This window comes from Aestuariimicrobium sp. T2.26MG-19.2B, from assembly GCF_950101875.1.
In the GTDB taxonomy this organism is placed as follows: Bacteria; Actinomycetota; Actinomycetes; order Propionibacteriales; family Propionibacteriaceae; genus Aestuariimicrobium; species Aestuariimicrobium kwangyangense.
Genome location: NZ_CATNLW010000001.1, coordinates 1,000,256 through 1,011,560, shown reverse-complemented (window position 1 = coordinate 1,011,560; position 11,305 = coordinate 1,000,256). Strand labels below are relative to the sequence as shown.

At 68.0% G+C, this 11,305-nt stretch carries 11 protein-coding genes; 7 read left to right on the top strand and 4 right to left on the bottom strand.

Translation table 11 applies throughout. The features are described from left to right. Positions 1-7: 7 nt before the first annotated feature. Positions 8-973 carry a HoxN/HupN/NixA family nickel/cobalt transporter gene (locus QQZ11_RS04475; RefSeq protein ID WP_284548918.1) on the bottom strand — a complete coding sequence of 322 codons (966 nt, stop codon included), beginning with the start codon at positions 971-973 and terminating at the stop codon, positions 8-10. Between the two features lie 198 nt (positions 974-1,171). Here QQZ11_RS04475 and QQZ11_RS04470 point away from each other — a divergent pair, with 198 nt between their 5' ends. Further along, the gene (locus QQZ11_RS04470) at positions 1,172-1,972 is read left to right on the top strand and encodes a deoxyribonuclease IV (RefSeq protein WP_284548917.1); all 801 of its coding nucleotides are present in this window, start codon (positions 1,172-1,174) and stop codon (positions 1,970-1,972) included. 125 nt (positions 1,973-2,097) lie between these two features. Beyond that, entirely contained in the window at positions 2,098-3,936 is a 1,839-nt protein-coding gene (locus tag QQZ11_RS04465; RefSeq protein WP_284548916.1) for an AMP-dependent synthetase/ligase, read from the top strand. A 54-nt stretch (positions 3,937-3,990) separates the two neighbouring features. Here the strand turns inward: QQZ11_RS04465 and QQZ11_RS04460 are convergent, their stop codons facing one another. The 3 genes from QQZ11_RS04460 to QQZ11_RS04450 form a co-directional block, all read right to left on the bottom strand. After that, positions 3,991-5,715 (bottom strand): glycoside hydrolase family 3 protein, encoded by a 1,725-nt coding sequence (locus tag QQZ11_RS04460; RefSeq protein ID WP_284548915.1) that lies wholly within the window; start codon positions 5,713-5,715, stop codon positions 3,991-3,993. A 2-nt stretch (positions 5,716-5,717) separates the two neighbouring features. Beyond that, positions 5,718-6,656 (bottom strand): HAD family hydrolase, encoded by a 939-nt coding sequence (locus tag QQZ11_RS04455; protein ID WP_284548914.1) that lies wholly within the window; start codon positions 6,654-6,656, stop codon positions 5,718-5,720. A gap of 213 nt (positions 6,657-6,869) precedes the next feature. Beyond that, positions 6,870-7,886 (bottom strand): TM2 domain-containing protein, encoded by a 1,017-nt coding sequence (locus QQZ11_RS04450; protein WP_284548913.1) that lies wholly within the window; start codon positions 7,884-7,886, stop codon positions 6,870-6,872. A gap of 115 nt (positions 7,887-8,001) precedes the next feature. Between QQZ11_RS04450 and QQZ11_RS04445 the strand changes: the two genes are divergently transcribed. The 5 genes from QQZ11_RS04445 (at position 8,002) to rpsR (ending at position 11,298) form a co-directional block, all read left to right on the top strand. Next, positions 8,002-8,382, top strand: a complete 381-nt coding sequence (locus QQZ11_RS04445; protein WP_284548911.1) for a rhodanese-like domain-containing protein — start codon at positions 8,002-8,004, stop codon at positions 8,380-8,382. Between the two features lie 60 nt (positions 8,383-8,442). Continuing rightward, the gene (gene thrC / locus QQZ11_RS04440; protein WP_284548909.1) at positions 8,443-9,870 is read left to right on the top strand and encodes a threonine synthase; all 1,428 of its coding nucleotides are present in this window, start codon (positions 8,443-8,445) and stop codon (positions 9,868-9,870) included. A 126-nt stretch (positions 9,871-9,996) separates the two neighbouring features. After that, positions 9,997-10,284 carry a 30S ribosomal protein S6 gene (gene rpsF, locus QQZ11_RS04435; RefSeq protein ID WP_022909078.1) on the top strand — a complete coding sequence of 96 codons (288 nt, stop codon included), beginning with the start codon at positions 9,997-9,999 and terminating at the stop codon, positions 10,282-10,284. Between the two features lie 99 nt (positions 10,285-10,383). Further along, positions 10,384-10,926, top strand: a complete 543-nt coding sequence (locus QQZ11_RS04430) for a single-stranded DNA-binding protein (protein ID WP_022909079.1) — start codon at positions 10,384-10,386, stop codon at positions 10,924-10,926. A gap of 132 nt (positions 10,927-11,058) precedes the next feature. Beyond that, positions 11,059-11,298, top strand: coding sequence for a 30S ribosomal protein S18 (gene rpsR / locus QQZ11_RS04425; protein ID WP_022909080.1), 240 nt, complete (start codon positions 11,059-11,061; stop codon positions 11,296-11,298). Positions 11,299-11,305: the final 7 nt, after the last annotated feature.

Here is an 11,305-nt window from a genome sequence, read left to right as displayed (position 1 = left end):
CGGCAGCCTATCGGGGAGGCTGCGGGCCCGAGCCCGTGGGGTGTGACCGACCTCTCAGGCCGACCACCCACAGCCCACCAGCGAGGGCCACGGCCGCCAGCGCCCAGCCCCACCTGCTGGTGTCGGGGACCGGCAGAGGACGTCCCGCCAGGGATCCGATCAGTTCAACCGCTGTCACCGACGCCACCGCGACGGCAGACCCGATCGAGAGCACCAGCAGGGCGATGTTGACCCGCCGGCGGCCTCGGGTGTCCGCGGCTGTGTAGACGCGCAGCATCAGGTGGGCGTTGACCGAGTCGCCCAGGGTCATGGCGGCGGCGAAGGCAATCGGGAACGCGAGCAGGGTCACGGCCGGGGCTCCCGCCAGCGACAGACCTGCGGTCAGCATCAGCACCGCAATCGTGGAGGCCGTGTCGAATCCGAGCCCGAACAACAGCCCGAACAGGTAGACATGCCCCGCGTGGCGCACCCGCGACAGCGGCGCCGACAGCGCGCGCGACCACCATCCCGACAGAGCCGCCTGAGGGTGGCTGTGACCGGGGTGGTCGTCGCTGCCGGTGGCCGGGTGAGGCTCCCGGGCACGCAGGGCGCGGACGAGGAGCGGGACGTTGGCGGCCGCGACTGCGACCAGGTACAGGGACGAGACGCCCGCACCGATCGACCCGAGCACCATCGCCAGGGTCGTCCGTTCGTCGACGGCCGAGCGCACCCAGTGTGAACCGAGCACCACGGCGACCCCGGCCACCATCACCACCGTGGAGTGACCGAGGCTGAACGCCAGGCCCACCCCGCGAGGGTTGCGGCCCTCACCGAGCAGTTTGCGGGTCGAACCGTCGATCATCGAGAGGTGGTCGGCGTCGATGGCGTGCAGCAGTCCCCGTGTCCAGGCGAAGACCACGCCCCCCAGGGCCAGTCCACCGGCCAGATGGCCCGCCACCACCAGCGCGAGGGCAAGCAGGTGCAGTCCACCCACGATGCACACCGTCAGGCAGCGGACCCTTCCCGGGCGTGGCCGCACGAGGCGCGTCCTCCCGCGGGAGCGACCGGGACGGGCCCCGGAAGGGTCCGACCGCTGGGTCACCTGTTGACGTCTCACCCGTCCACGGTATGCCGGTCGACCCTCGCGCACACCGCCGTCCGTCGTGTCAGTGCGCTGTTCTAGGCTGGCGGCATGCCCACACCCATCCGCATCGGAGCCCATGTCGACAACCTCGATCCCGTGGCCGAGGCGCAGGCCCGCGGAGCGCAACTGTCCCAGTTCTTCCTGGGTGACCCGCAGAGTTGGCGTGCCCCGAAGCTCGCCTTCCCGGCCGGGGCGGTGGCGCTGAAGCAGTCGGCCCAGGAGGCCGGGGTCGAGTTGTTCGTGCACGCCCCCTACGTGATGAACGTGGCGTCGACGAACAACCGCATCCGCATCCCCTCGCGCAAGCTGCTGCAGCAGACGGTGACCGGGGCCGCCGAGGTGGGGGCCTCCGGCGTCATCGTGCACGGCGGGCACGTCACCGCAGCCGAGGAGCCCGAGGTCGGCTTCGAGAACTGGCGCAAGTGCATCGACGGTCTCGACCTGCCGATCCCGATCTTCATCGAGAACACGGCCGGGGGCGGCAATGCGATGGCCCGCAAACTGGAACGCATCGACCAGCTCTGGTCGGCCATCGAAGGCTCGGCCAACGCCGATCGGGTCGGATTCTGCCTCGACACCTGCCACGCCCACGCCGGCGGAGAGCAGCTGGTGGGCTTGGTCGAGCGGGTGCTGGCCATCACGGGACGCATCGATCTCGTGCACTGCAACGACTCCCGCGACGCCTTCGACTCGGGAGCCGACCGCCACACCAACCTGGGCGCCGGCCACGCCGACGCCGAGGGGATCGCTGAGGTGGTACGGCTGGCGCAGGCGCCGGTGGTGCTCGAGACGCCCGGTGGGGCCGACCAGCACCTGCTCGACATCGCCTGGCTGCTCGAACGGCTCTGAGGGGCGCTGCACCCCTGGCGGACTGGTCTCGTCCCATCGGGTGAGAACGTCGACAACAATGCCCTGACTAGGCGACCCGCGCCGCCGTGGCCCCAGTAGGCTGGCTGCAGACCCAAGGAGGAGCCTTGACCAGCGCGCTCGACCTGATCACCACCGATCACCTGTGGCAGTTGTTCGACACAGCGGCCGACCAGCATGCGGATCGTCTCGCGACCCGCGTGAAGCGGGGAGGGGTCTGGGACGACCTCACCTACGGCCAGTTGCGCGACCTCGCCCGCTCGGTGGCACGGGCGCTCGTCAGGCAGGGCATCGGGGTGGGTGACCGGGTCGCCCTGTTCGCCCCCAACCTGCCGGAGTGGACGGCCATCGATCTCGCCGTGAACCTGGCCGGGGCAGTGCTGGTGCCGCTCTACGCGACCTCGACCCCCGAGCAGATCAGCCACATCGTGGGGGACTCAGGTGCCCGTCTGATGGTCATCGGCGGTGAGAAGGAGGCCGGCCGGGTGCTCGCCTCGCGCGACCAGATCAACGCCGAGTGGCCGGTGATCAGCATCGACGGCCAGGTGCGAGACGGCATCATCGGCCTGCGCGGGTGGCTCGACGCCGAGACCCCGGACGAACGAACCGAGGGCGACGCCGAACTCGACCGGCGGGTGGCCGAGGCCAGGGCCGATGACCTGACCGCCATCGTCTACACCTCGGGCACCACGGGCGACCCCAAGGGGGTCATGCTCACCCACGGGGGAATGGTGGCCCAGTGCCGGGCAGTGGGCGACCTGTTCGAGTTCAGCCCCGAGGACCACTCCTTGTCCTTCCTGCCCCTGAGCCATGCGTTGGAACGCGCGTGGCAGTTCATCGTGATCGCGTACGGCTGCCGCAACACCTACTGCCCGAACCCACGCGAGGTCGCCGGCATGCTGACCGAGGTTCGTCCGACCCTGCTGGTCAGCGTGCCCAAGTTGTACGAGACCGTCTACCGCGTGGCGCACGAGAAGGCCGACGTCTCGCCCGTGAAGCAGACCGTCTTCTCGTGGGCCGTGCGGGTGGGCGGACAGATGCAGCACTCCTACCGCAAGGGCCGCCGGCCCTCGATCGTGTGGCGGGCCCAGCTGGGGCTGGCCGACAAGCTGGTGCTCAAGAACATCCGAGACGCGATGGGCGGCACCAAGACGGTGCTGGCCTGTGGGGGCGCTCCGTTGCGCCGTGAGGTCGAGGAGTTCTTCTCGGCCGCCGGCATGCCGATCTTCACCGGGTACGGGCTGACCGAGGCGTCGCCGCTGGTCAGCTTCAACTCCCCGAGCGCCTTCAAGGTGTCGTCGGCCGGCCGCGTGATGGGCGGCGGGGAGTTGCGCATCGGCGCCGAGTCGGAGGTGCTCTACCGGGGACCCAACCTGATGGCCGGGTACTGGAACCAGCCCGAGGCCTCCGCGCAGGTGATCGACGAAGCGGGCTGGCTGCACACCGGTGACGCCGGCTATGTCGACGGTGACGGATTCCTGTTCATCACCGACCGCATCAAGGACATCATCGTCACGCTGGGCGGCAAGAACGTCGCCCCCCAGCCGATCGAGGGTCTGGTGCTGGCCGACCCGCTGTTCGAGCACGCCGTGCTGATCGGTGAGGGACGACCCACCCTGACCATGCTGGTGCGGCCGTCACTGCCCCACCTGGAGGAACTGGCCGAGAAGTTGCAGCTGCCGAAAGGCAGCCCCGCCGACCTGGTCAACCACCCTGCGGTGGTCGAGGAGTTCAAGGCGAGGGTGGCGGCCCTGACCGCCAAGCTGCCCAGCCATGAGCAGATCCGCGACCTGCGCGCCTCCATCGAGGAGTTCACCATGGACAACGGGCTGCTGACCCCCACCCTGAAGGTGCGCCGCCGCGAGGTCGAGAAGAAGTTCTCGAATCTGATCGACGAGATGTACGCCAGGATCGCCGAGTTCCGCAAGCACCGCTCCGACGAGTGACCCCACGGCTCGTCCCGACGGGGGACGAGCCACGGACGCCCCGGCACGCTCAGCTCAGAGCTTGGCCTGCCACTTCTCGGTCCACACGAGATCGTTCGGCGTGCCCTTGAACTGCGATCTGCCCTCGAGCTTGTCGAGCGTGGCCCGGACGTTCGCCTCGTTGGGGTGGTAGGCGTTGATGTAGGCCTTCACCATGGTCGCGTCGTGCAGGTGGGTGGTGAAGTTGTGACTCACCATGAACGTCGGCACCTCCCACACGTACCAGGGGCACTCGTTGCTCATCGCCGTCTTCCACTGGATGCGGTAGTTGTTCTGCGCCCCGTAGCCGATCACCTCGGCCAGGATCAGGGCGGCGTCCACCTCGTCGCGATACTTCAGGGTCGGACCCTTCACCCGGGTGGTGCCGTCGTTGATGGTCACCTCGTACCCGCGCTCGGTCAGCAGGCGCACGTAGAGGTCGAGCATGTCGGCCTCGCCACCCCCGGTGATGCCCCCCACCTCACCGGTCAGGTGATAGATGCGCACCCGCCTGTGGTCGGTGGGGTTGAGCGGTAGCTGGTCGAGGGTGTTCTTGACCAACGTGATGCCGAGGTCCGCCGCCTCTGCCTGCATCCGCAGGTGCTCCTCGCAGCCCACCACCTCGAGGTCAGCCGGGGTGCGCAGTAGGGTGCCGGAGGCCTTCTTCTCGTGCAGGCGCAGCTTGGCCTTCAGCCCCAGAATGCGCCGGTTGGCGTCATCCAGTCGCTCCTGGGTGATCACTCCCTTCTCGACCCCCGCCTTCATGAAGGCGAAGTCCTCCTCGAGGTTGTTGAAGAACAGGAAGGCGTCACAGCCGGCCGCGATCGACAGCGGGACGTAGTCCTCGCGACGCATCGCCGAGGTCATGCCGAGCATGTGCGAGGCATCGGTGATGACGGCCCCGTTGAAACCCAGCTGGGTCTTGAGCAGCCCGGTGAGCAGTTCCGGCGCGAGCGTGGCCGGCATGATCTCGGCATCGCTCAACGCGGGGTTCAGCTTCTGCGAGTAGTACGGCAGCGCGATGTGGCCCGCCATGATCATCTCGACACCGTTGGCGATGTGGGCCTGGTAGACGCGACCGAAGGTCTCGTCCCAACGCTCGGGTGACAGTTCGTTGACACCGAGGACGAGGTGCTGGTCGCGCTCCTCGGTGCCGTCGCCGGGGAAGTGCTTGATCGCGGTGAGGATGCCCGACTCGCGCTGCCCCTCGACGAAGGGGATCGTGTACCGGAGGACGTCGTCGGCGGTGGTGCCGTAGGCGCGGGTGTTCACGATCGTGTTGCGCCAGTTCTCGAGGATGTCGACGCAGGGATCGAAGTTCAGGTTGGCGCCGATCGCGTGCATCTCGCGTCCGGACACGTAGCCGGCATTGCGGGCCACCTCGACCGAACCGGTGGCCTCGGTCTGGGCTCCGGAGGCGATGTAGGTGCCATCCTTCATCGCCCCGTTGCCGCCCGAGTCGCAGTTGGCGGCGATCAGCAGCGGCACCTTGGAGGCCTGCTGCAGGCGGTTCAGCAGCGCCTGCACCTGGTCGGAGGTACCGCCGTGATACCGGGCGATGCCCACGTGGAACTTCTCGATGATCTGTTCGGCGGTGTAGGGATTGCCCGAGAAGGCGTCGTCGCCGAAGAAGAACAGGTTGGTGAACAGTTGACCGACCTGTTCGTCCAGGCTGAGGCCGGCCAGGGTCTCCTCCACCCAGGCGACCTGGTCCTCGTCCAGGCTGTAGGGGGCGGCTTTGAGGTCGACGAGTTCGGCCATGATCACTTCACTTTCGGCATTGGTACGGTCCGGTTGCCGGAGATGGTCTCCCACGGCACGTGGTCGGGCAGCTTGCTGGTGAACTCCGCGATCAGCTGCCGCTGGTAGTCGCCGGCGTAGGTGCCGGCGAGGAATCGGGGTAGGGCCTCGGCGGTGAACCGGGCCCAGGACTGCTTCTCGTCGCCGGGAAGGATGGGGTAGTAGAGACAGCCGACCTTGTCGGCGGCGTCGCGGTCACCGGGGGCGTCGCCGATGAGCAGGATCTTGTCGTCGTCGTACTTGCCCTTGGCGGCGTACTGCACGTGGTCGGCCTTCGAACCCATCTCCTGGCCCGCGATGACCTTCACGTACTGGGCGATGCCGTGGGCGTTCCACTCGTACTCCAGGGCATGCAGGGGTGTCGCAGAGACGGTCATGCAGTCGACCTCGTCCTGCATGGCACGCATGGCCTCACGCACCCCGGGAAAGGGGCCACACCCGTGCACCATGTCGGCGATGGCGGCGTTGACCGCGTTGCCCCAGGTGACGGCCCGGTCGATGGTCTCGGAGGGCTGGTCGGCCTGGTACCTGAGGATGCCGGTGTCGGAGAGGGGGTACCCCTCGGCCTCGATGAAGTCGGTGAGTTCGGGGTAGTCGGGGATCGTGACCCCACGCTCGGCCACCTCGACGCGGTCGCGCAGCAGGTCGAGCACCTGCTTGAGCGCCAGCCAGCGGTTCAGCCCGCGGGTGACCGAACCGAGGTTGACGAACAGGGCCGTCTCGCGCGCCAGCGTCGAGACGGGCTGCAGGTCCCAGTGCTTGATGTAGCAGGGGGTGAAACACTCCTGGTGCTTGATGTCCATGGCGTCCATGGCGCACCCGTCGGAGTCGATCCCCACGAAGAACTGGCGCGTGGGGACGAAGTCGACGAGCGGCTGGGCGGCCTCCGGATGCTGGCTCACGAGTCCTCCGTGTCGTCGGATGGTGGATGAGTCCATCGTCGTCCCGACACCCCGTGCGCGGGCATGTTTGCCAAGGTTTGCCGAGGGCACCAGCCGTCCGCTCCCGGACCAACCGGCCGGGGACGACACCGCGCCCCCCGCTCGGGGCGTGGGGCGCGGTGGATGGGCCAGGGTGAGGGCCAGTCGACGTGTCAGGGAGCCTGACGGTCCGGGTCAGCGAAGGGGACGTCCCTGTGCGTCCTTGGGGTTGCCCGTCAACATCAGGATGCCGTCGACCAGACCCCAGATCGCCCCGATGCCGAAGGTGACGATGGTGACGGCCAACTGCGCGATGCCCAGGCCGGTGTGGCCGGTGTAGAAGCGGCCGACACCGAGGGAACCGAGCAGGATCTGCAGGATGCCGGCGGTGGTCTTCTGCTTGTCGGAGAAGGGCAGCCCCGAGACCGGATCGATGCCGTAGGGGGCGTTGGGGTTGGCGCCGTAGGGCACCATCCCGCCCTGCTGGTAGCCGTAGGCCGCGTACGGGTCGGCGGAGTAGCCGCCCTGGGCCGGGTTGGTGTCGCCGTACACGTAGTTCTGGGCGCTCTGCTGGGAGGTCGGGTCGGCGTACTGGTTCTGCGAGTACTGATCCTGCCCGTACGCGCCTTGCGAGTACTGGCCCTGCTGCCCGTACTGGCCCTGCCCGTACTGGCCCTGCCCGTACTGAGCCTGACTGGGGTACTGGGCTTGGCCGTACTGGCTCTGGCCGTACTGGTTCTGGGGATCGGCGCTGGACTGGGGGTAGGGGTTCGCGCTGGCCTGCGGGTAAGGATCACCAGCGGGCTGCGCATACGTCTGCTGATAGCCCGACTGACCCCATCCGGACTCGCCCGTGGCGGAGGGCTGGCTGCTGGCAGACGGCTGCGTCCAGGGCTGGGAGGCGGATGGCTGGCTGCTGGCCGACGGCTGCGTCCAGGGCTGGTCCGCCGGTGCCGCGGGGGCAGGAGTGGGCTGAGGGGCGGACGGCTGCCACGGCTGGTCGGTCTGCGGAGCGGAGGGAGCACTGCGTGCTGCGTCACTGGGGGCGGACTGCTGATCCGCGTCGGAGGTGGTGCTCTCGGCCGCGCTGTCGTCGGTCGCGGGCTCGTCCACCTGGTTCAGTGAGGACCCGTTCCAGAGGCTCTCGTCCGAGGTCTGGGGCGCCCAAGGATTGGGTTCCCCCTGCTGCTGGTTGTGCCAGTCGTTGCTCATCGTCTGCCCTTTCACTGAGCTGTCGCCCAAGCCTAGGGCCGAGCGCGGTCCAAGGGCAGGGGCAATCCCTGCTGTCAAGGGTGCGCTCGGGGCCTTCCCCTGCTGTGATGGGCACATGGGACTTCGGGACTTCCTGGCCAACAAGGTGATGCCACAGGGTGGCGTCACCGTTGACGAGGCATTGGCCCTGCTCAGCAAGGGCGGGGTGCTCGTCGACGTGCGCACCCTCGACGAGTACGTCGCCGGTCACGCTCCCGGAGCCAAGCTGGTCGACCCCAAGGAGTTGGCCGCCGACGCGTTCGGTGCCGTGCATGCAGGCAATCCACTGGCAGAGCCCGAGGGCACGTTCGTGCTCATCTGCGACTCGGGGCTGCGCTCGGGACACCTGGTGCCGAAGGTACGCGAACAGGGGCTGAACGCGGAGTTCGTCGAGGGTGGCCTGAGGGCCTGGCGGGCCGCTGGGCAGTTCCTGCTCCCGGGACCTCCTCGCCGCTGAGCACTGACTGCCCCGTGGGAGCGGGCCGCTCCCGGCTCGGCGCGCAACTAGGCTTGTCGCGTGCGCTACCTCTCCACCCGTGACACCGACATCCGGGCCAGCTTCTGCGACATCCTGCTCGAGGGTCTCGCGGCCGGAGGTGGGCTGTACCTTCCGGAGAGCTACCCCCAGTTGACCCGTGAGGATCTCTCCGGTCTGCGTCGGCTGCTCGCCGAGGGCGGGTACGCCGCCGTCGGCCACCGGGTGCTCTCGCTGTTCATCGACGACATCCCCTCGGACGACCTGCTGGCCATCTGCCGGCGCGCCTGGAACGGACAGGTGTTCTCGTCCGACGAGGTGGTGCCGGTCACCGAACTGGGGGACGGGCTGTGGCTGGCGCACCTCTCGGAGGGCCCCACCGCCGCCTTCAAGGACCTGGCCATGCAGTTGCTGGGCCAGCTGTTCGAGTACGAACTCGACCGCCGGAACCAGACCCTCACCATTCTCGGCGCCACCAGCGGCGACACCGGGTCGGCCGCGGAGTACGCGATGAGCGGCCGTCACGGCATCGAGACGTTCATGCTCACCCCGGCCGGTCGCATGACCCCGTTCCAGCAGGCGCAGATGTTCTCGCTGGACGACCCGTCGGTGCACAACCTCGCCGTCGAGGGGGTGTTCGACGACTGCCAGGACCTGGTCAAGGCCGTCATGGGTGATGCCACGTTCAAGCGCGAGCACCGCATCGGCGCCGTGAACTCGATCAACTGGGCCCGCCTCGTCGCTCAGGTCGTCTACTACGTGGTGGCTTGGCTGCGCACGACAACCTCCGACGACCAACAGGTCTCGTTCACGGTCCCCACCGGCAACTTCGGCAACATCTGCGCCGGGCACGTGGCCAGGCAGATGGGGCTGCCGATCGCCCGTCTGGTGGTGGCGACCAACGAGAATGACGTGCTCGACGAGTTCTTCCGCACGGGGGTCTACCGCCCCCGCACCCCGGCGGAGACGCCGGCCACCAGCTCCCCCTCCATGGACATCTCGAAGGCGTCCAACGTCGAGCGGTTCGTCTTCGACCTGGTCGCACGCGACGCCGCACGGGTGCGACAGTTGTTCGCCGCTGACCTGCCCGAGCAGGGCTTCTTCGACCTGTCGGAGGAGATCGGACGGGTGCACGAGCAGTTCGGGTTCTCGTCGGGTTCCTCCACCCACGCCGACCGGGTCGCGACCATTCGGCGGGTGCACGAGCAGTGGGGTGTCACCGTCGACCCGCACACGGCCGACGGCGTGAAGGTCGCCCTTGACCAGCGGGGGAGTGAGCCCATGGTGGTGCTCGAGACCGCAGTGCCGGTGAAGTTCGCCGAGACCATCCGGGAGGCACTGGGCGAGGAGCCAGAGCTTCCCGAACGGTTCGCCGGACTCCTCGACGCCCCCCGTCACGTCGATGAGCTGACCAATTCGCCGGAGGCGCTCAAGGACTACATCCGCGGGCATCGGAACCCGATTTCGTGACCGGACGAACCCGCGCGTAGACTTCTCGCCGGTGCACTCCGCCCCCTGTGGGGTGTGCCAGGCATTCGCCCTCCTGCCACGGGAACGACTCGTGGCCGCTGAGACCAGAGGAGGTGGAGTTCGCGCATGCGTAAGTACGAAGTCATGGTCATCATCGACCCAGACGTCGACGACCGTCAGGTTTCTCCCCTTGTTGAGAAGCACACCGCCGTCATCACCAACGCCCAGGGCACGATCGACAACGTCGACGTGTGGGGCCGCCGTCGGTTCTCCTACGACATCAACAAGAAGTCGGAAGGTTCCTACGTCGTCATCACCCTGACCGCCGAGCCCGCAGCTGTGAAGGAGATGGACCGTCTCATGTCCATCGACGAGCAGGTCATGCGAACCAAGGTTCAGCGGCTCGACGCCTGAGTAGTTGTCCACAGCCTTGGGTCGGGGCCTTCACTCTGTCAGTGCTCACTGGCAGGCTGAGGTCGACAGCCCAAGCTCACGTCCGATTCGGAGACCCACATGGCAGGCGACACGCCCATCACCATCATCGGCAACCTCACCGCCGACCCAGAACTGCGCTTCACCCCGTCGGGTGCGGCCGTGGCCAGCTTCACCGTGGCCTCGACCCCGCGCACGTTCGACCGTCAGTCCGGTGAGTGGAAAGACGGTGACGCCATGTTCCTCAACTGTTCGGTGTGGCGTCAGGCGGCCGAGAACGTGACCGAGTCCCTCACCAAGGGCATGCGCGTCATCGTGAACGGTCGACTGAAGTCACGCAGCTACGAGACCCGCGAGGGTGAGCGGCGCACCGTGTTCGAGGTCGAGGTCGAAGAGGTCGGTCCCTCCCTGCGCTACGCCAACGCCAAGGTCAACCGGAACCCCAGCGGTGCCGGTGGTGGCCAGGGCGGTGGCGGCGGCTGGCAACAGCAGCAGTCGCAGGGCGGCGGTCAGGGTGGTTCAGGCCAGGGCGGCTGGAACAACTCGGGCAGCCAGGGTGGCGACAACCGCGGCGGCGGCACCGATCCCTGGGCCTCGGCCCAGGCCGAGGAGCCCCCGTTCTGATGAAGCGCCCCTGATCGGGAGACCGATCGGATTCGGGTCGTCAACTGACCACCCACCCGTTCCCGGCGGCTCGTCCGCCATCCACGACAGGCCCTTCCGGCGAGAGCCGGGCCCACACGAAGGAGCACCACAATGGCCGGTCCACAGCGCAAGCCTGTGAACAAGAAGAAGATTGTCCCGGTGAAGGCGGTTCGCATCGCCAACGTCGACTACAAGGACACCGCAACCCTGCGCAAGTTCATCTCCGAGCGCGGGAAGATCCGCGCCCGCCGCGTCACGGGCCTCTCGGTCCAGGACCAGCGCAAGGTCGCCATCGCGATCAAGAACGCGCGTGAGATGGCTCTGCTGCCCTACGCCTCGACCGCTCGCTGAGAAAGGG

Excerpts from the sequence above, each read along its gene's own strand:
- QQZ11_RS04470 (WP_284548917.1), top strand. The coding sequence starts at position 1,172 with ATGCCCACACCCATCCGCATCGGAGCCCATGTCGACAACCTCGATCCC.
- QQZ11_RS04460 (WP_284548915.1), bottom strand. The coding sequence starts at position 5,715 with ATGGCCGAACTCGTCGACCTCAAAGCCGCCCCCTACAGCCTGGACGAG.
- QQZ11_RS04450 (WP_284548913.1), bottom strand. The coding sequence starts at position 7,886 with ATGAGCAACGACTGGCACAACCAGCAGCAGGGGGAACCCAATCCTTGG.
- QQZ11_RS04445 (WP_284548911.1), top strand. The coding sequence starts at position 8,002 with ATGGGACTTCGGGACTTCCTGGCCAACAAGGTGATGCCACAGGGTGGC.
- rpsF (WP_022909078.1), top strand. The coding sequence starts at position 9,997 with ATGCGTAAGTACGAAGTCATGGTCATCATCGACCCAGACGTCGACGAC.
- QQZ11_RS04430 (WP_022909079.1), top strand. The coding sequence starts at position 10,384 with ATGGCAGGCGACACGCCCATCACCATCATCGGCAACCTCACCGCCGAC.
- rpsR (WP_022909080.1), top strand. The coding sequence starts at position 11,059 with ATGGCCGGTCCACAGCGCAAGCCTGTGAACAAGAAGAAGATTGTCCCG.